Source organism: Flavobacterium sp., assembly GCF_030146175.1.
Classification (GTDB): domain Bacteria; phylum Bacteroidota; class Bacteroidia; order Flavobacteriales; family Flavobacteriaceae; genus Flavobacterium.
In genome coordinates, this window is sequence record NZ_JASLCE010000038.1 from 16,432 (window position 1) to 37,121 (window position 20,690).

Sequence of the window (20,690 nt, forward strand, 5' to 3'; positions counted from 1 at the left end):
CTTATTCTATGATTAGCCTTACACGTGTAACGCCTTCTTCGTCGTTATATTCCTGATTATATACTCTTTTACCGATGATAGCCGCAGTCGCAGCTTTAATGTCTTCCAATTCGCCGCTCAATTCGATTGTAACGTTACGGGAAGTGGCAAAGACTTCTTCATCTTCAAAATCAGAAATATATAAATAAAATTTATCCAATATATCTTCCAACGGATATTGCGAGTCCTCCCCTTCTTCCAGCTCGTAGCTTAATCCGAAAAGATGCTCTTCGTCCGGTCCCTGGTAAATGTTGTCTTCTACCATGCGATAGTTGGCCGCATCGTTGAATTTATCAAAATGGGCGAATTGTATGTTTTTCATATTGATTTACCGTTTTATTTTATTCTTCCGAAAACATCCAGTTACCGATAGCCTCATAATGCGTTTCGTCCATATTTTGTGAGGAATAGGCCGCGGTACTAAACGTGTCACCTGCTTTAAAGTGTTGCAGGTGTTCCGGTTTTAAAACCTTTATCGCTACTACGCCACCCGGATGGTCGGATTCTACATTTGTAAAATCGAGCGTATCGTCACTATTCACGGAAATTGCATTACTCCAGCGGTCGTAATCCCAATCGTCAAACGGAAAATTGTTAAGGCTTACCAGTTTGATATTGGCTATAAAATCAATACTATGGTTAACGATCCAACGTTCGTCAAGGTAATTGTCGACACTTATCTCTTCTGCCAGCGAACAGTTCGCCACCTGATTATAGTCGTCGTCATACTTATATACGTTATCGGGACTGCACAACAACCGCAACGCAAATTCTTCGTCGGCAAAACAGCCAAAGCTATCATCTGCTAAAAAAACAGCAACCGTTAACGTGTCTTCTTCTACTGATTGTACTCTTATGTGATAGTTTGCACTCATATTTTTTTCATTAAAAATGCTGTCCATTTAAGTAGACAGCATTTTGGTTATCTTATTAGTAAACTTAAACGCTCTTTTAAGGATTCCGGTAGTCCTTCCCTATGGTCATCCTGAGCATATTCATGCCCCGTTTTCTTATAACCCAAAGCAATTACCGAATCGATATTGGTATACTCATTGTTTTGAAGTAGTGCTACAAGATCATTGTAATCCTGGTTTTTAACCATTTTTTTCAGTTTCGGATATACCGTTTTCTTGTCTGAAAAACGCAATTTTTTGGAACGACATACCACCGAGAAAAACGCAGAAAGCGCATACTCCATATAAATAACAAAGTCGCACTCGTGTGGCGTGTCATAGGAAGCACTGTGGTCATCGCCAAAGGCAATTGTAGGATTACCGTTTTCAAGTATCATACAGGCGTCATGGTAATAATTATACCCGTCTATATAATGAAGCAATCCCCCATCGCTTTGTGCAGACTCACCCAGATCGGTTTCCTGTGGCTCGCCATACAAATAAAAACCTTGTTGGGTTGCCAAACTTTCAGCCGAAAGGATCGAGATCCAACCTTCTTTATAATCGTCGTCGTCTTTGGCTATAGGAATTTCTCCGTCGGGATCTTCTTCGATTTCGGCTTCGGGGAAAATAACCGAATGCCATGAAATATGAAGACCATTACTGCGTTTGTAAAATTCCCGTATAAACGGATTAAACGTAAAGGGTTCATCCGGTGCCATAGCGTCATAATCTTCGCTGTTTTCCAACTGCCTTTCATAGACTTGTGCTTCGGCATCAGCTAATTCTTCTTCTGTTGCTCCGGGATATTTAATAACATTAACCTGACTTACCAGGTCGTGATTGCGCAATTCTTCAATGGCTTTGTCCAGTCGGCTAAAATAGCTTTCTGCCCATTCCTGTGCTTTTTTATTCATTTTTTTGTTGGGTCGCTTTTTTCTGTAAAAAACTTTTTTAATTAAATTCCAGTAGTAGCCAATTCCGCGTCTTTCGCCAAAATGGAAAGCCAATACTTAGTATTTAAAGAAAAAGAATACAACCGCAGCCCATTCTTTTTTCACACCTTTTGCATAGCCTAAAGTACCGTGGCTACTACCTTCTACCGTACCATCATCTTTAACGTAACCAATAGTACCGTGGCTACTATTCTCAACCGTTCCATCTTTTTTTACATAACCTACCGTACCGTGGCTTTTGTTTTCGATAGTACCATCACTCTTAATATAACCTATGGTACCGTGACTTTTGTTTTCTATAGTTCCGTCATTTTTTATATAACCTATAGTGCCACCGCTGCTGTTTTCAATTGTTCCGTTACTACTAATCTTTCCTATCGTACCGCCACTTCTTGATTCGATAGTTTGCGCCTGAGTAAGCGTTCCACATAATGCTAAAGCGGCTACAAATAATAATTTTTTCATAATGATACTGTTTAAATTTTGTTGGTTTATTAATAAAAACTTCCAAATATAAAATAAAAAATAATCACAATGTCGAGAAATTATCAAACGTAGCTTTTTAGAGTAAAAGCGTAGCCAAATTACAGTTATTCGTTTTTTTTCCGGTAACTATTTGCTGCTATAAATGTCCTTTTCGTTCCTTAAAACGCATAATATCAAGATCAAGATTTTCTTCCAGATTATTTTTTAGATAATGGACCACAACTTCATTTTGAATCATAAAAAATATAACTAAAATCATTTAAAATCATATTTTTACAACACTAGTAATTAATAGCAATATACACCATGAAGATTATCGATTTATCCAAGCCTATTCAGTACAACAAAAATGATCCCTGGTTTATGAAAGTCCGGATCAAACACAAACCACATCGAAAATCGAAACTACTGATTCGCTTTTTAGGTTTACCAAGCCGACTATTTCCACAGCATTTTTCGGGTTGGGCCGATGATACTATTAAATCGATGGGTGTACACGCTACAACCCATATTGATGCGCCCTGGCATTATGCTCCTACCTGCGAAGGGAAACCGGCCAAAACAATTGATCAGATTCCTTTGGAATGGTGTTATGGAAAAGGCATGGTAATCGATATGAAACACAAAGCCGATTTTGATCCGATTACAACCGATGATATCCAATCGTTCCTTACACAACATCAGCTTACGCTGGAACCCAAGATGATCGTGCTGATTAAAACCGGTCGGGATATTTATAACGGAACCGAAAAATTCCACGAAATCGGAACCGGGATGAGTGCCGAAGCCACACGTTGGCTTATCGATCAGGGGATTAAAGTTATGGGTATTGATCAATGGGGTTGGGATTTACCGCTACATCATCTGATCAAACAGGCAAAAAAAGAAAATAACCGCAACTTATTCTGGGAAGCCCATTTGGTTGGATACGAAAAAGAATATTGCCATATCGAACAGTTGGTCAATCTGGATGCTTTACCCTATACCGGTTTTGACATTGCTGTTTTTCCGCTTAAAATTGTGGGTGGTTCTGCCGCACCGGCGCGCGTGGTGGCGCTTTTCAGAGATTAAAATTCAAAATCTAACAGGTCGAGGCTCATAAAAAAAACTGTCAGGTCTTTGAAACCTGACAGGTTAAAAAAAGGGTTGTCGCAAATGCAAACAACCCTTTTTTATTATCGTTTTAAACTAAAATGCCCTTTGACTTCCCTTCCGTCCGGCAAAACCAATACATACCAGTAATCAGTCGATGGTAATGGTTCTCGGTTATAGATTCCGTCCCATCCGCCGGATGCTTTCATTTGGTATACCATTTTTCCGTATCGGTCGAAAATAGTTACGATGGCATCTTTATAAGGGCTGATCGTAGCTCCTTTAATGCGCCATAGATCGTTATAGCCGTCACCATTTGGTGTAAAGAATTTCGGGATTCCCAATACGGCGATACGTTTTTTAACCGTTCCGCAACCGTGGAAATCTTTTACATATACCGTATGAACGCCCGCTTCTACATTTGCGAAAAAATTACTGTCCTGATACGGTCCTTCTTCGTTATCCAAAGCATAAACATAATGATCACTACTTCCTGTAACATATACGGCTACTGTATTGGCATCGTTATCCGATAAATCGTTTACTTCAACAGCGGTTATCACCGCTACATCCGAAGCAATTACCGTGATCGTACGCGTGGCCGAACATCCGTATACTTTGTCGGTTACTTTTACGGTATAGGTTCCCGCTGTATTTACCGATAAAAGCGGTGTTGTTGCGCCGTTGGACCATAGGAAATCGTAACGGTTCGCATCGGCAATTCCGGCAGATAACAGTATAGACGTATGCGCACATAATATCGGAGCAAAATCATCGGCAACCGGAGGAAGTGGTCGTACGTTTAGTTTTATCTCGTGTAATCCGTTACAATCGTTATTCGTTTCAATACGGGCGTAAATAAACTGAGTGGTTGGAATGGTATTGGTAAAAGTCGTGTTCAATTCGTTTTGCTCCAGTAAGGCATCCGTAAGTGTTGCATAATACGCTACATCCGTTCCGGGTGCTTCCAGTCCGGTGTCTGTTAAGGTAAAAGCAGCATAAGCCGTATCCGAACAGGTATTTAATTCAAAACGCTGTGTTGGTGTGAGCGTTACCTGCAATTCCAGTGTTGTGGTCGTATAACAACCGGTTGTCGTATCCGTTACACGTACCGTTAGCATTTGCGGATTAGTTGTGTTGGTAAAGCTAGCCGCTAACGGATTGGTATTATTGGCTTCGTCAGTCGCATTGTTAAAGAATGTCGTCACGAGGTTTGCATTACCATTGGTAAGTGTCGCATTGGCTTCCGTCAGGTTAAAAGTCGTTAGCCCGTCCGGATTTAATCCGAAATCACATTGTACTAAAATAGCCGGGGTTGCTACCGGTAGCGCATTTACTTTTAGGTGTATGCTTGCCGTGGTATAACAATTCGGATTGTTTTTGTTTTCAATGCGGATAAAAATCTCCTGGTCATTAGGAGTCGTATTCGTATAATTATCCGGTAACGGATTGGATTTGGTATCGGCTTGTGTCTGGTTTAAATGGAAACTGATGTTATAATCTGCCGCATTTTGCGTACCTAATATACCAGCTACACGCGTTGGCAAATTAAACGTTTGTATTCCAGTGGCCGTAGCATCGTCACATAGTACATAATTGGCTGCGCTTATAATCTGCGGTTTCGGTGTTACCGTCACATTAAAATTAGTCAACGCATAACAGGCCGCATTGTTCCGGTTTTGAACGCGCGCGTAAATTGTAAACGCCGCTGTTGTATTCTGGAAAGCCGCCGCATTGACCGTATTGGTATTGGAAGTAGCATCTGTTGCAGACGTAAAATAGCGCACTTCAAAAGTAGTGGTGTTTTGTCCGTTTAAGATCGCATTATCCTGTTGCTGCAAATCGATTGTCATTCGCCCGTCGCTATCGGTATCGCATAAATGCAAGTCCGTTGCCGGAAAAGCATTCGGTACTTCATGTATGATAACATTTTGTGTCGTGGAAGAACTTTCCCCGTTTACCGTAATGGTTAGCGTAACCTGATAATTTCCTACAGTAGCATATACATGTGTCGGCTCGGTTACATTGGACGTCGGAGATCCGTCTCCAAAATCCCAGGTTAAGGTACCAGCATTGGCCTGGTTTAAAAAAGAAGGCGGTAATGTAAATGTCGTCGTATCGCCCAAACAGGTATTCGCCACCTGAAAACTCGGATTAAACACCGATGTTATAAAAGGCGGTAATCCTAAGGTAGCCATACCATAGGCCAACGTAACACCATTGGGAACAAAATCACACTGAAAACCCGATTCTTCCGGATCATTAATAACACCTAAAGTAGCAGAACTAACATTCGAAAAGTATATTTTTTTATTAGGCCCCAATTGTAAGGCGCCCGTACTGCCAATACCACCGACTACTGTTCCGGAAGCCGGAATATTGCTTTGTTCCAAATCGAATTGCATCAGAACATTTCCACTATCGGTTCGCATAGTGGCATATAATTTTTTCGATTGTGCCGAAAACTCAACGCCATAAGGATTGACCATCGTTTTTAAAGCCTGTGGATTGGAAACCATACCGGTATTTCGATCGAAGTCATATAAATAAACGGATCCGTTGTTTTCTGTTCCTCCGGTAACCGATCCGCTTTGAGAATGGGCAATGGCTAGTTTTTCGCCATTTGGTGAGGCTTTCAGATAACCAATTGCATTACGTCGGTAACCAGATGTACCAATAACAGGATCTAAAGTCGATACAACCGGAGTTTGCCCTACGCCAGTCGAAGTAATCCGGAAAGCATAAAAGCGATTTACAAAATGAGTAATCACCCAATAGCCACCGGAACCGTCTCTAACAGCTGTAATTTTTTCGGAACATTTGTATTTGATTTCCTCTCCGTTTGGATTCGGATCATACGTAATCAGGTGTGTGTTTCGGGTGGTTACATTACCAATACTTCCGTTGTTACCCACTACCGAAAGGTTTACAATGGAGTAATTAAAACCGTTATTAAAACCGTCGTCTTCATCCATTGTTACTGCTGTATTACGGTTCGGATAGGTCGCTGCATTTTCATGATGCGGTTCGTCTACCGTAAAAATATAATAGACATCCGGATTTCCCGGTTTTGGAATAATGATACCGGATTGGGTACTGGATGGATCTCCAAATAAACCCCGACCGGCAAAATAATCGCCATTGGGCATTTTAACATGATTGCGATCCCAAACCGTACGCCCGTCGGTATAAAATAATAAATCGCCACTGGCACTGGAAATTGAGCTGCAACCTTCCGTTGTATAAATCTGTCCGTTGGGAAGTGAGGTTACATTTCCGTTAGCGTCAAAATGAAGTCCGGCACCGCTGCCAAAAAACCAGTTGTTCGCTTCTCCCTGCCCATAAATACTAATACTGGACAAAAACAGGAGAATAAAATATTTTTTGATCATATGTTAAGAAAAAAACAGACAAATATAGACAATTAAAAGTCAGCAAAAAGCTAAAGTCTTAAAAAAGAGCGAACAAAAAATGGCGAATCTAAAAAACCCATTCCGTATTAATTTATAAAAAATACCGGGTTTTTCCCCTATTTTGGTATTAAGGGATCGGCTACATTTGCCTCTATATGTAAAACAATACTCAAATGAAGGCAAGATCACTATCCGTTATTTACTTTTTTATGGCGATTTACTCCTTTACACAGTTGTATTTCTATTTCGATGATCTGGATTTTACAACGGAGTTGTTCAAATCATTAATTATCCTGCTCACTGTGATCATTGCCATAGTCATGGTGGGTTCTTATATAAGTTTTTATATCAATAAAAAACGACGCTATATCAATCGCAAATAATTAAAGCGTCAAGGCTGTAATATTCCAATTGGCACCGGCCTGATATCCCAAATACCCTGCTGCCACTATCAGCGGGCAATCAAAATTATTCGTATAAAGACCACCTGTCCCCAGTCCCTGGGGCATTTTATTTTGTAGCGTATACGTCCATTGTGCAATGGCATTTAATCCGATATTACTTTCCAAAGCCGAAGTAATCCACCAGCCGATGTTCTCTTTTTCGGCCAGATCAATCCATTCCTGTGTACCACGGAAGCCACCAACCAGGCTGGGTTTTAAAATAATGTATTGCGGGCGGATGGTTTGCAGCAACCTTTCCTTTTCGGTTTTTGTAAAAACACCGATTAGTTCTTCATCCAGAGCAATCGGTAACGGTGTTTCGCTACATAATTGTGCCATGGCATCTATATTTCCTTGTCGGATGGGTTGTTCGATACTATGCAGACTAAATTCCGAAAGCTTTTCGAGTTTTTCCAAGGCATCTTCTTTTTTAAAAGCACCATTGGCATCGACGCGGATTTCAATGGTTCCCGGGTCAAAATTACTGCGGATAAAAGCCAACAGGTCAATTTCTGTCTGAAAGTCGATGGCTCCGATTTTGAGTTTGATACATCGGAATCCCTGTTCCAGTTTTTCTTCGATTTGCTGTTTCATAAAGGCTTCGTCGCCCATCCATACCAAACCGTTAATCGGAATGTTTTGTTCCGAACGGGTAAAATCAGACGGAAACAATACAAACGGATCGGCAGCTTCCAGCGATCGGAAAGCCATTTCCAGTCCGAATTGAATGGATGGAAATTCCTGTAAGCGTTCCCACAAAACCGCTTCGCCTAAATGAATGTTTTCGCAGGTCCAACGTAGTTTTTCTTCATAATCCGGCCGGTCATCGATACTCAGACTTCTTAAAATACCGCACTCGCCTATTCCGGTTTTTCCGTCTTTTTTAAGGATGATAAACCAGGTTTCTTTTTCGGTTAATACGCCTCTGGAAGTCCCGGAAGGTCTTTTAAACTGTAAAGTGTATTTTTGGTAGGCAGCGTTTATTGTGGAATCGGACATAACCGGATGGTTTTAAATTAAAATAAGATTTACAGTCGGCAATTGGTTTCCTTCCATAAATCTTATTGTATAGTTTTCTTTTCTCTTTATTCTTTCGTCTTTCTTCTTTTCTCTTTAAAGATCAATAGAAGCTCCGATTTCCAGTAACATCAGGTCTTTTCCGCGGTTAAAGAATTTACGGATTGCTTCATCGTGGTTGATTTCAATATAACCGAATGTATCGAAATGATAGCCCAATACTTTATCGCAGGCTACAAAATCGGATGCGATAATCGCGTCGTCCACATCCATCGTAAAATTACTTCCAATCGGTAAAATAGCCAGGTCCAGTTTGGTACGCATCGGGATCAATTTCATATCCATTGTAAGCGCCGTATCACCGGCAATGTAGATATTTTTGTGTTCCCCTTCAATTACAAATCCACCGGGCTGACCGCCATAACTTCCGTCGCCAAACGAACTGGTATGAATCGCGTTTACGTATTTTACCGTTCCGAAATCGAATTTCCAGCTTCCGCCATGATTCATCGGGTGGTATTGAAAGCCTTTGTTACCGTAATGTGCGGCAATTTCGTAGTTCGAAACGATTACAGCATTGGTTCTGGCAGCAATAGCTTCCACATCCAACGTATGGTCGTTATGCGCATGCGTTAGTAAAATATAATCGGCTTTTATCGTATTGATATCAATATGGGCAGCTTTCGGATTTCCGGAAATAAACGGATCCACCAAAAGGTGTTTTCCACTCACTTCAATTCCCAAACAGGCATGTCCGTAAAATGTAATTTTCATAGTTTGTTGTTTAAAAAGTTAATACTATTGATAGTAAAACAGAAAAAAGAAACGTACTCAAAGCTACTTTTTTCAGTTCGGGATCCAATGCTTTCGGATCTTTATTATCGATAACTGTTTTCAGATGTTTTAAAAGCGGAATATAGGCTATTACAAAAAGGTACTGTTTCCATTCAAAGTCAGACCAGATAGCAAATACCAATCCCAATAGCATGGCGATTAGCACAATACCAATATGGTAACGTTTTGCATTTTGAGCGCCAATTTTTACGACTAATGTATTTTTTCCGGATTTGATATCGGATTCGCGATCGCGCATATTGTTTAGGTTAAGTACCGCTACACTTAGCAAACCGACACTTATCGCTGGTAAAAACAGTTTGATGTCCAGTGCTTGCGCAAACAGGAAATTGGTTCCAAGTACGCTCACCAATCCGAAGAAGATAAACACAAACAGGTCGCCCAACCCTCTATATCCGTAGGCCGATTTTCCAACGGTGTATTTGATCGCTGCCGTAATAGCCGCTAATCCCAATACAAAGAAAAACAGGGAAAATCCGAAATTGTCACTGCCAAACGACGCATAAATAAGCGTTATTGCAATGATTAAAGTGGCAACCGATACGATAATGATTCCTTTTTTCATCTGTTCGGGCGTAATGGCACCACTTTGTATCGCGCGCTGCGGACCGATTCGATCTTTATTATCGGTTCCTTTAACACCATCACCATAATCGTTGGCAAAGTTCGAAAGCACCTGTAACCCTAAGGTTGTCAGAAACGCCAAACCAAAAATAACCCAGTAATTGGAATTATCCGAATAGTGTTTATAAGCATAAAAACTTCCTACCAATATTCCGGAAATGGATAACGGAAGGGTTCTTAATCGTGCGGCTTCAAGCCAGATTTTGGCACTCATAGTATTTTCTTTATTCTTTTCTCTTTATTCTTTTCTTCCTGCTACATCCAACCTTTCGGCGTGGTTTCCACCTGATATAACCATAGGTTTACCAGTTCTTTTATTTTTGAAAAATCGCCCAAATGGAAGGTTATTTTTCCTCCGGCCGTATAGAGCGTAATACTCCCGATATCGGCACTTTTATGCCAGAATAACTGACTCGTACGAATGGCTTGTATTTTATGCGGTTCGATGATCTGGTGTTCGATGTCCCAAACGCCTTTTCTACAAATGATAAATTCGTCGGTGACAAACAAACGGTTGTTTCGAAAACCAAAATACAACAACAAACCGGTGAATACGATATATAATGGTACAAAAATAAGGTATTCCGCTATAGGTAACACGGTAAATTCATACAATAAAAACAAAATCAACATCGGTACAAACAGGTACAGGATAGTACCTACGATTAATCTCCTGATATTCGGAACTAAAGCAACGCCCTGTTCCGGAATTTTATGAAACAGCAATGCCATGATGCGATCGCGTTCGGCTTCGGAACATCCCGGAATGGTAATTGCCTGTTTGTCGTTTTCCTCCTGATCGGCATTCCCGGAAGCCTGTCGTATTTTCAGGGTAAGCGTATTCATTTTCTTTTGCAGGTAATTCCGACTGGTGGAAACGATCTGTACTTTTTCCGGACGGATGATCGTATTTTTCGTGTTCAGTAAACCGTATGATAGTAACAACGACTGGTGTTGCCGGGTGATTTTAAAATCGAAATATTTAATAATCGTTCGTCCAAGGTTTAAAAACAATAATATTCCCAAAAGAATAAGTACAAAAATCGTGATCGAATACATCGCGAGTCCTTTATCGATATAGGTATCGAATTTTTCACCGTCGATTTCATTCGCCCGCATATAGCTTTGAACATTTTCGTAAATCGTTCCGAAAAAGGCAATTAGCAGGGCAAAACTGCGAAGGTAATTCGAAGTAATTCCAATCTTAAACAAACTGGAAAAACTGATTTTGATAAAAGGTTTGGTTTGCTCCGTATCGATGGTTTCCGATTCGTTGTTTTTTTCCCCTTCCAGCAAACGCATTTTTAAAGCCTGTGCCAATTGTTGTGAAACGGCCCGGATTACAGCTTCCTTTTTCTGAGTTCCGGCAGTATCGACATCCAGTGCATAAACGCCAATCAGTTTTTGAACAAACGATTGGTTGATTGTGACCTGTTGGATTTTTTGCAGTTTGATCGCAATCCGCGTTTTGTTCAATACACCTTTATGAATAATAAACTCTTCGTTCTGATCGTCTATATAAAACGTAAAATTCCGGTATTGCAAATAGGCCACAATGGCGACAAACACAAACAGTCCGACAATTCCCGAAACAACCAGTGCTTTATTGAGTTCGTTAAATTTAAAAAGCCAAATCACCAAAATCGGCCATAGTCCGCGTACGATACGCTGAAACGTATCCGTAAACATAACCAGAATTCCGACCAGTGATTGGCGTTGTGGTTCGTTAAAGTTCATCTTCCGCAGGTTTTACCGGTGGAACCTCGTTGTTTTCGGATGCAATCGACGGTATTTCTTCGATTAATTTGGCCATTATCAATTGTTTGATACGATCGGCCTGTTCTCTTCGGAGTCCGGCAATACGAATATCGCTTCCGCTACCTCCGGCCGTAAAAATTTCGATTGTGGCAAGATCCAGTTTTCGGGAAACCGGTCCTTCGTGTAACGCGACATGTTGCACCCGGTTATATGGAATGACAATTATAGTTGTAGCAATCACACCACTTTTAAATAGTACATCATGCTGGCGAAAGGCAAATCCTTTTTTGCGAAAAGAAACCAAGGCAATTACCAGCGTCATTATAATGACAAATACAATCGCCAAAACACCAATTAACAATACGGTTCCAAAAACCAGATCCGGATTGATCAGCAGAAACGCACCCAAAATTCCGATCAGAATCAATGCAAAAACAGCGGTATTAAAAAAGATGACTTTTTTATAGTCGGCTTGTAGCGGTTCAAAGTCAACCGCTTCAAATCGCGGTAACTCACGGGTATCAATACTGGTATTGGTAAACGATTCCATAGTAGTTGTGTTTTGGTCGGTATCCATTTCTATAGTTTCAAAAATAGGAATTTGTTCTGAACGATTTTTATAGTGTTCCAATTATTATTGCATAAAAAAGTAGGAGAAACTCCTACTCTTTTACGGCATCTGAATGCCAATCGTATTATAGGCTATCCATTATGGAATCCATTTCTTTTCGAAGTTTGGTTTGCGTTTTTCCAAAAAGGCGTTTCTTCCTTCTACCGCTTCATCGGTCATATAGGCCAAACGCGTCGCTTCTCCGGCAAATACCTGTTGTCCTACCATTCCGTCGTCGGTAAGATTCATCGCAAATTTCAACATTTTGATAGACGTTGGCGATTTTGCCAAAATTTCCTGTGCCCATTCATAAGCGGTATCTTCCAGTTCCGCATGCGGAATTACGGCATTAACCATTCCCATTTCAAATGCTTCCTGAGCCGAATAATTACGGCCTAAAAAGAAAATCTCTCTTGCTTTTTTCTGTCCGACCATTTTCGCCAGATACGCCGATCCGTATCCACCGTCAAAACTGGTTACATCGGCATCGGTTTGTTTAAAAATGGCGTGTTCTTTACTTGCCAGTGTCAGGTCACAAACCACGTGCAAACTATGTCCGCCACCAACAGCCCATCCCGGTACTACGGCAATAACCGCTTTTGGCATAAAACGGATCAATCGTTGTACTTCCAGAATGTTTAAACGGTGCATACCATCTTCACCTACATAGCCCTGGTGTCCTCTTGCTTTTTGATCACCGCCACTACAAAACGAATATACTCCGTCTTTAGACGAAGGTCCTTCGGCCGACAATAATACAACGCCAATGGAAGTATCTTCCTGTGCATCGTAGAAAGCCTGATATAATTCACTTGTTGTTTTCGGACGGAAGGCATTGCGCACATCCGGACGATTAAACGCAATACGGGCTACCCCGTTGCATTTCTTATAGGTTATGTCTTCGAATTCCCGAACAGTTTGCCAGTTGATCGTACTCATATTTTTAAATTTTAGCGTAAAAATAAATCATTTTTTGCATTATCTTGCACTTCCAAAAAAATTATAATACAATGAAAAAAATTTTTGTTTCGGCAGCCTTACTGGGTTTGATTTTTTCGGCTCAGGCTCAAAAATATGAGTTTCAAACCGTTACCGACCTAGAGGCCTTACCAGTAATCAGTCAGGGTAACACCGGAACCTGCTGGAGTTTTTCTACTTCTTCTTTCCTGGAATCGGAAGTGATTCGTTTAACCGGAAAGAAAATCGATTTATCCGAAATGTATCAGGTACGCAACACCTATCCTAAAAAAGCGGAAAACTATATTATGCGTCAGGGCAAAGCGCAATTTGGAGAAGGCGGATTGGCACATGATGTGATCAATAGCGTAGCCGATTACGGTTTGGTTCCGAATAGCGTTTTTACAGGACTTAACGGAACATCCGAAACCTTTAATCACGCCGAAATGGTGGCCGTAATGGAAAGTATGTTAAAAGCCTATGCCGAAAATCCGGGAAAAAAATTATCGCCAAACTGGAAAAAAGCCATCGATGCGATGCTGGATATTTATATCGGTAAAAATGTAACAGAATTTACTTACGAAGGAAAAAAATATACACCGAAAAGCTTTCAGGCAATGACCAAAATCACCCCGAAAGACTATGTAACCATTACTTCGTTTACGCATACGCCCAATTACGGGACGTTTATTCTGAATGTTCCGGATAACTTTTCGAACGGTAGTTTTTACAACCTTCCACTGGAAGAATATATCGCGAATATCGATAATGCGCTGGCCAATGGTTTTACCGTGGAACTGGATTGTGACGTGAGCGAACCGACGTTCTCCGGAAAATATGGCGTTGCTGTGATTCCGAATGATGATGCCGATACCAAAACCATCTTAACCGAAATCAAACCGGAAAAAGCGATTACACCGGAATACCGTCAGGCGGAATTTGAAAATTTAGCAACTCAGGATGATCACCTGATGCATATTGTTGGAAAAGTAAAAGACCAAAAAGGAAACGTATACTATAAAGTAAAAAACTCATGGGGAACCGATCCGAATCGTGTTGCCAATGGCGGTTATGTTTATATGAGTGTTCCGTATATGAAACTAAAATCGATCTCGGTTCTGGTTCATAAAGACGCCTTACAAAAAGATACCCGTAAAAAACTGGGACTGTAAATAATACGTCAAAAAACAACTATAAAAGGACCGTCTATTTTAAAGACAGTCCTTTTTTTATGGCCTTCGGAATCTGTTTTGGCGGAAAATTTTAACAGAAATAATTCCCCAATGCATTTTATAAATACTATGTGTTATTTATATTTGCCTTTTACTAAATTTTACCCGGAACGCATTCAATGAAACTGAAACAATATATACCTCTATTTTCCATATTATTATTAGTAGCCTGCAATAAAAAAGATAATTCCCGAGATTCCGATAATAACTCTAACGATACAGCCTTACTAGCCGGCGATTTTTCGATTAAATTACCCAAGGTTTCCACTCGTTTTATTTCGGATAACAAAGCTTTTGTAGAACGCTTTTATAACAAACACTATAATGCCAGCGATTATAGCGGCGGTTTTTTGGTGGCCAAAAACGGTCAGATTATTTACGAAAATTATAGTGGCTATGCTTATAAGGAAAAAGGTGATAAAATAACCGAAGACACACCGATCCATATTGCTTCGGTGAGCAAAATGATCACGGCAGTAACTGTAATGAAACTGGCCGAAGAAGGAAAAATCAAGTTTGACCTGCCCGTTAAAAACTACCTTCCTGAGTTCCCGTATGAAAAAACCACGGTACGGATGTTGTTAAACCACCGTAGCGGATTGCGAAACTATGCCTACTTTACCGCAGACAAGGGTGTTTGGGACAAGAAAAAAACCTTAACCAATCAGGATGTACTCACTATACTGGCGACTAAAAACGTAGGCTTGGAATCCCAACCGGGTACCCGTTTCGGATATTGTAATACGAACTATGCCTTACTGGCATTAATCATTGAAAAAGTAACCGGAAAAACGTATCCGACGGTGATGAAGGAAATGATCTTTGAACCGTTAGGAATGACCCATACGTTTGTTTTCGACGATCTGAAAAAGAAAGACGAAGTGAGTCAGTCGTATAAAGGGAACTACCTTCGCTTGGCCTTTGAATTTCTGGATCAGGTATATGGCGATAAAAATATTTATTCCACACCACGTGATCTTTTAAAATTTGATATCGCGACCTATAACGACGATTTTTTAAGTCAGGAGATGAAAGCCGAAATGTTTAAAGGCTATAGCTACGAACGCAAAGGAACCCGAAACTACGGATTAGGTGTGCGTATGCTGGAATTCGAAACCGGTCAGAAGTACTTTTTCCATAACGGTTGGTGGCATGGAAACACATCATCACTGGTAACCTTACGAAAAGACACGGTTTCCATCATTGCCCTTTCCAATAAATACACCCATAAGACGTATCAGACCAAAAAGCTGGCACCACATTTTGGTGATTATCCGTTTAAATTCAGTAAAGAAGAAAGCGACGAATAATAAAAAAACTCCGGTACAACTACCGGAGTTTTTTTATACGCCAATTTTAACCGACGTCATCGTTAACGAACCGCCAACAGCTTTATCGTTAAAAAACGTGGTCGGATCTTTGCTATCCTGTAATCCCAGCGTATACAACAACGGATAATAATGATCCGGTGTTGGAATAGCCAGTTTTGCGGCTTTATTCAGATTTTCATAAGCAATCAATGCCTTATGATCACCATCGGTGATTTTAGCTTTAAAAAGCGTATTCATTTCCACAGCCCAATCGTAACCGTATTCCGGTTCGGCCAGTTTGTCCCAAGCCACCATTCTCAGGTTGTGTACCATGTTACCACTTCCAATGATCAAAACACCTTTTTTACGGAGACTCGCCAATTGCTTGGCCAGTTCATAATGATACTGTGGCGGTTTGTTATAATCGATACTCAATTGCAAAACGGGAATATCTGCATTGGGATACATATGACGTACTACCGTCCAGGTTCCGTGATCCAATCCCCAATCGTGATCCAAACCAACATCGGTTGTCGTAACCAATCCGGCAGTAGCTTTGGCCAGTTCAGGACTTCCCGGTGCGGGATATTGTACGTCAAACAACGCCTGCGGGAATCCTCCAAAATCGTGAATCGTTTTGGGATGGTTCATCGCGGTGATATGTGTTCCTCTCGTAAGCCAATGCGCCGAAATAACCAGTACCGCTTTGGGTTTGGGAATTTCCGTTCCCATTTTGGCCCAGGTTTGCGAAAATTCGTTGTCTTCAATACCATTCATCGGCGAGCCATGTCCGATAAACAAAACCGGAAGTTTTACATCTTCTTCCTTTAAATCTTGTGTCCAGTTATAAAACGGATATAATGTTGCCATACCTGCTCCTCCTATTATTGTTTTAATAAAATCAAGTCTATTCATTACTATACAATATTTGTATATACAAATATACATCTTATCTCATTTACACCTCTTATTTTTTTGATTTTTAACATTTTACCATTAAAAACATAAAGTTAACAATTATAAAACAAAAATTATATTGCTATATATTTAGATTATTCTCTCTTTTTACCAAAAAAAGCAACAAAAAGCTCATTTTTACCTGTTAATTATTTAGAAAAAAGGTATAAATCACAAAAAAACACTATCTGGTATTAGTCTAAATAAAATAATGGTGGTATTTTTGTGCCAATAAAAAAACACCCAAAATAAAGTGAGGTTATTATACGTCATTATTCTACTCGCCTTCCAAACTGTAGTGGCACAAAAACACATTAACGGACAGGTTTTCGATCGCGATACCAAAGAACCGTTAGCAAGTGTATTTGTTGTTAATCCCGAAACCAATGATTGGGCCATTACCGATCAAACGGGGACATTTCAATTGCGAATGCCCAATACAAAAGAGGTGAGCATTACCTTTCGACTTTTAGGAAAACAGGAAGCCACATTAAACTACAAAAAAGAAACCCTAAATACTAAAATTGTTGTTTTCCTTCAAAAACAGGATTTACGTCTGGATGAAGTAATCGTTACGGCTCGTAAAGGAAAAAAATTCTCTGAAATCACCATTGGTAGAGAGGTTATCGAACAGGTTCAGGCTTTTTCACTTAACGAAGTACTGGAACAATTGCCCGGACAAGCCATTACCAATTTTACATTAAACGAATTTAAACCGATCGCTTTCCGTACGGTACGTCCTTCTACCGCCGCCAATACCGGTTTTGGAAATAAATCGTTCGGAACCGCTATTGTTGTTGACGGTATTCCGATTTCGAATAACGAGAATATGCAATCCTACGGTGGAAATTACGGTCCGCCTTTCTCCCCTAACTTTTTAGGTTTTGGCGATCCGTCGTCGGCTTCCGGGTTTAACGGTTATTTTTCCAATGCCAATTTTGGTGCCGATTTACGAGAAATTCCGGTGGATAATATCGAAAAAGTAGAAGTCGTACAAGGAGTTCCATCGGCCAAATACGGTGATCTGACTTCCGGTTTGATCAAAATCGAACAAAAAGCCGGTAAATCTCCGTATCGCGTCTATACTTCCTTACGCGACGGAACAACCGAATATGGTTTTGCCAAAGGTTTTAAAGTGAACGATAAAATCGGTTTTGTAAACCTTACGGTGAATTATTTAAAATCGAATGCCGAACCGCGTGTTTCCTATACCGAATACGAACGGATTACCACCAATTTAATGTGGAGCTGGGCGAGTAAAAGCAAAAATATCCGCAACTCTTTTTCGGTGGATTATGGTTTTAATAACGATAATGTGAATTACGAAGAAGAAGATACCGATAATAAAATTGTAAAAAACAAAAAGAAAGATCTTTCCATTTCCAATCGTTTTAAATGGAAATTCAGCGAAAACAGTTTCTTCGACAATCTGGATATCAACGCGAATTTCAGATATAGTGATCAACTAACATACGAATCTAAGTTTGTCAACATCGGTGGTAGTATTGTTGGAACCAGTACCGAAGAAGGGGTTTATTCCGGAACCTATACCCTACCGAGCTATACATCCGTTAAAGCGGTAGAAGGTATACCGATCTCCTCTTTTGCGTCAGCCGATTTATACAAAACATTTAACACCGGTGACTGGTCCCATTCGTTATTATTCGGTACCTCTTTCCGCACCAGCGACAATAAAGGACGCGGGCGTTTGGGAAGTCCGGAAACTATGATCAGTGCTTTTGCTTCGACCAACGGTGGCTCCGGTCAGGGATTCCGACCGTATAATTATGGTGAAAATATTCGTGCCGAATACCAGTTTTCGCTATACGCCGAAGACAATATCACCCGAAACTGGGAAAACAGTACTTTTTATATGAACACCGGTGTGCGTTTGGATAATCAATTTGGTTTTACAACACTGGCACCGCGTATTAACAGTTATTACCAATACGATAAATTTAAGATCCGCGGTGGTTTCGGAATCACATCCAAAGCACCGTCTTTAAATCAGATTTATACCGGACCGCGTTATTATGATGCCGTTTTGGGCGATTATCGTTATCCGGGTTATTACAACCTTGGAATCGTGCAGACGTTTATCGATTATTCGAATAATAAAGACCTGAAACCGACAAAAAGTATGCGTACGGAATTGGGACTGGATTATAAACTACCTTTTGGAAACCTGAATTTAACCGGTTTTTACAATAAAATGTACGACGGAATCACCAGCGAAGGTATTCCAAGTGTACGTGATATGGCCGTACTTGACATACAGTTTAACGGTACACAAACACCAACCTATCAGGTAACGGGTTATACACCTTTCTATTATTTACAAAGTCGTTTGGTAAACAAATTCGAATCAAAAGACCGGGGATTGGAATTTTTTATGAGTTTTGAAAAAACACCGTTTAAAAACATCACCTTCGATATTCAGGGAAGTTATACCGAAACGGTTAATACCGATACCCGCGATTCATACGAACGTATCGCCAGTACGACACCGAGACCGGAAAAGATGGCTGTTTTAAAACCGTACGACGAAAATTCTAAAAGCTTCCGATTGGGTGCGAATATCAATTACCACCTTCCAAAAGTGGGATTGGTAATTGCTGTTCGAAGCGAACATTTTATCATTGATAATACCAATTATAGAAGCGGTAACCGTTTATATGCCTATATCGACGAAAACTTAAACAAAATAATTATCCCGGAAGCCGAAAGAGATACGCATCCGTTATTACCGTTATTAGCGCAAAACAACGCATTAATCGACCGGTCGTTACAAAAAGTATTTCACAATTTCCACTTACGCGTTTCCAAAGATTTTAAAAACGGTTTCCGTTTTTCATTCTATTCCAATAATTTCCTGGACTTAAAACAAACCGAGGATGTAATTGACAACGGAGTACCAACTAAGCGTCCGAAAGCAGGAATGGTACAACTATCCTTCGGAACCAAAATCGAATATCAATTTTAATAATTAATTTATAATCCCCCTTACATGAAAAAATTTCTTGTATTACTCAGTGCAGCATTAGCCTTCACATCCTGTTCGGATGATGATTTTGGGAATGCTAATAACGGACTACAACCGGTAAACTTTTCGGTAAACCTTAAATACGACCCTATCACGTTTAACGGACAATCGGTTAACGGTGGTTCTGTAATTTTAACCAACACCAATACCGGCGATACCTATACTATCGAATCCGGAACTAACGGTATTGCAAATTTCCCTGCAGTAATCCCGGGAACCTATAATATTACAGCTACTAAGACGCTAACCAGTACTGAGTTTAACACACAGTTCGGATATACTCCGGAAACACAAACCGTATTATTTAACGGTGCACAGGAACAAGTGATCATCAATGCTAATGTAAACGCTACGGAATTGAAACTAAAAACGGTTCGTATTGGAGACTTAGTAATCAAACAAATTTCTTATGCCGGTTCGCATGCGCAACAAGGAGCGGTTTTCAGAGATCAGTTTATTGAAATCTATAACAACTCGAACGAGACGATCTATGCGGATGGTTTATGTATCGGACAGCTTTACGGAAAAACATCAACTACAACGGCTGCTTATACTTTAGCTAGCGGTCAGTTTGACTGGAGCAAATCGATTGGTATGACGGCTGGTTCATCAGCGAATACCGATTATGTATATGCTGATTATGTGATCCGTATTCCGGGTTCGGGAACAACCTACCCTATTTTACCGGGTGAAAGTATCGTAATTGCACAAACCGGAATCAACCACAAAGCACCTTTAGTGGATAACAGTGGCGAACCGCTTAGCGTACAAAATCCGGAACTAACGGTAGATTTAAGCACTGCTGACTTTGAAGTGTATTTAGGTGACTATAGATTAGCACTTGGAGAAGACGTATACCGTTTTGACATTCAGAACCCGGCGGTAACCGATATGGAAATTGCCTATTGGGGAAGACAAGGTTACAGCAGCCCGAACAAAGATTTAATTATAGACAACTTAGGACGTGACAGTTTTGTGATTTTCCGTGGTGACGATTTAAACAGC

The 20,690-nt window shown here is 40.3% G+C and carries 18 protein-coding genes; 6 read left to right on the plus strand and 12 right to left on the minus strand.

The genetic code is table 11. The features are described from left to right. Position 1 precedes the first annotated feature (1 nt). From Q1R07_RS04305 to Q1R07_RS04320, 4 genes are all read right to left on the minus strand, one after another. Positions 2-361, minus strand: coding sequence for a hypothetical protein (locus Q1R07_RS04305; RefSeq protein WP_300486336.1), 360 nt, complete (start codon positions 359-361; stop codon positions 2-4). A 19-nt stretch (positions 362-380) separates the two neighbouring features. Then, complete coding sequence (locus Q1R07_RS04310) at positions 381-914, minus strand: hypothetical protein (protein WP_300486337.1); 534 nt, start codon at positions 912-914, stop codon at positions 381-383. Between the two features lie 47 nt (positions 915-961). Next, positions 962-1,849 carry a hypothetical protein gene (locus Q1R07_RS04315; RefSeq protein WP_300486339.1) on the minus strand — a complete coding sequence of 296 codons (888 nt, stop codon included), beginning with the start codon at positions 1,847-1,849 and terminating at the stop codon, positions 962-964. 96 nt (positions 1,850-1,945) lie between these two features. Beyond that, a complete protein-coding gene (locus Q1R07_RS04320) occupies positions 1,946-2,353 on the minus strand; it encodes a 5-fold beta-flower protein (protein ID WP_300486340.1) in 408 nt (135 codons plus the stop codon). A 327-nt stretch (positions 2,354-2,680) separates the two neighbouring features. Here Q1R07_RS04320 and Q1R07_RS04325 point away from each other — a divergent pair, with 327 nt between their 5' ends. Further along, the gene (locus Q1R07_RS04325) at positions 2,681-3,445 is read left to right on the plus strand and encodes a cyclase family protein (RefSeq protein ID WP_300486342.1); all 765 of its coding nucleotides are present in this window, start codon (positions 2,681-2,683) and stop codon (positions 3,443-3,445) included. A gap of 104 nt (positions 3,446-3,549) precedes the next feature. Here the strand turns inward: Q1R07_RS04325 and Q1R07_RS04330 are convergent, their stop codons facing one another. Further along, a complete protein-coding gene (locus Q1R07_RS04330) occupies positions 3,550-6,858 on the minus strand; it encodes a T9SS type B sorting domain-containing protein (protein ID WP_300486344.1) in 3,309 nt (1,102 codons plus the stop codon). 194 nt (positions 6,859-7,052) lie between these two features. Between Q1R07_RS04330 and Q1R07_RS04335 the strand changes: the two genes are divergently transcribed. Next, positions 7,053-7,262, plus strand: coding sequence for a hypothetical protein (locus Q1R07_RS04335; RefSeq protein WP_300486346.1), 210 nt, complete (start codon positions 7,053-7,055; stop codon positions 7,260-7,262). Here the strand turns inward: Q1R07_RS04335 and Q1R07_RS04340 are convergent, their stop codons facing one another. The 6 genes from Q1R07_RS04340 to Q1R07_RS04365 all read right to left on the minus strand — a co-directional run bounded on the left by Q1R07_RS04340 (position 7,263) and on the right by Q1R07_RS04365 (position 13,125). After that, a complete protein-coding gene (locus Q1R07_RS04340) occupies positions 7,263-8,306 on the minus strand; it encodes an o-succinylbenzoate synthase (protein WP_300486366.1) in 1,044 nt (347 codons plus the stop codon). It abuts the gene before it with no gap. A 129-nt stretch (positions 8,307-8,435) separates the two neighbouring features. Continuing rightward, positions 8,436-9,113, minus strand: coding sequence for a metal-dependent hydrolase (locus Q1R07_RS04345; protein WP_300486348.1), 678 nt, complete (start codon positions 9,111-9,113; stop codon positions 8,436-8,438). 10 nt (positions 9,114-9,123) lie between these two features. Continuing rightward, entirely contained in the window at positions 9,124-10,032 is a 909-nt protein-coding gene (locus tag Q1R07_RS04350) for a 1,4-dihydroxy-2-naphthoate polyprenyltransferase (RefSeq protein ID WP_300486350.1), read from the minus strand. A 41-nt stretch (positions 10,033-10,073) separates the two neighbouring features. Then, positions 10,074-11,555, minus strand: coding sequence for a PH domain-containing protein (locus tag Q1R07_RS04355; protein ID WP_300486352.1), 1,482 nt, complete (start codon positions 11,553-11,555; stop codon positions 10,074-10,076). Continuing rightward, entirely contained in the window at positions 11,545-12,153 is a 609-nt protein-coding gene (locus Q1R07_RS04360) for a PH domain-containing protein (RefSeq protein ID WP_300486353.1), read from the minus strand. Before Q1R07_RS04360 ends, Q1R07_RS04355 begins: the two co-directional genes overlap by 11 nt. Positions 12,154-12,285: 132 nt before the next feature. Continuing rightward, positions 12,286-13,125, minus strand: a complete 840-nt coding sequence (locus Q1R07_RS04365) for a 1,4-dihydroxy-2-naphthoyl-CoA synthase (RefSeq protein ID WP_136401765.1) — start codon at positions 13,123-13,125, stop codon at positions 12,286-12,288. A 71-nt stretch (positions 13,126-13,196) separates the two neighbouring features. Here Q1R07_RS04365 and Q1R07_RS04370 point away from each other — a divergent pair, with 71 nt between their 5' ends. After that, entirely contained in the window at positions 13,197-14,315 is a 1,119-nt protein-coding gene (locus Q1R07_RS04370) for a C1 family peptidase (RefSeq protein WP_300486356.1), read from the plus strand. 179 nt (positions 14,316-14,494) lie between these two features. Then, positions 14,495-15,685 carry a serine hydrolase domain-containing protein gene (locus Q1R07_RS04375; protein WP_300486358.1) on the plus strand — a complete coding sequence of 397 codons (1,191 nt, stop codon included), beginning with the start codon at positions 14,495-14,497 and terminating at the stop codon, positions 15,683-15,685. Between the two features lie 33 nt (positions 15,686-15,718). On the opposite strand, the gene ygiD is transcribed toward Q1R07_RS04375, so the two are convergent. Then, positions 15,719-16,555 carry a 4,5-DOPA dioxygenase extradiol gene (gene ygiD, locus Q1R07_RS04380; protein ID WP_300486368.1) on the minus strand — a complete coding sequence of 279 codons (837 nt, stop codon included), beginning with the start codon at positions 16,553-16,555 and terminating at the stop codon, positions 15,719-15,721. 340 nt (positions 16,556-16,895) lie between these two features. Here ygiD and Q1R07_RS04385 point away from each other — a divergent pair, with 340 nt between their 5' ends. Further along, entirely contained in the window at positions 16,896-19,625 is a 2,730-nt protein-coding gene (locus tag Q1R07_RS04385; protein ID WP_300486360.1) for a TonB-dependent receptor, read from the plus strand. A 24-nt stretch (positions 19,626-19,649) separates the two neighbouring features. Beyond that, the coding region (locus Q1R07_RS04390; protein ID WP_300486362.1) for a DUF4876 domain-containing protein at positions 19,650-20,690 on the plus strand (1,041 nt) is incomplete at its 3' end.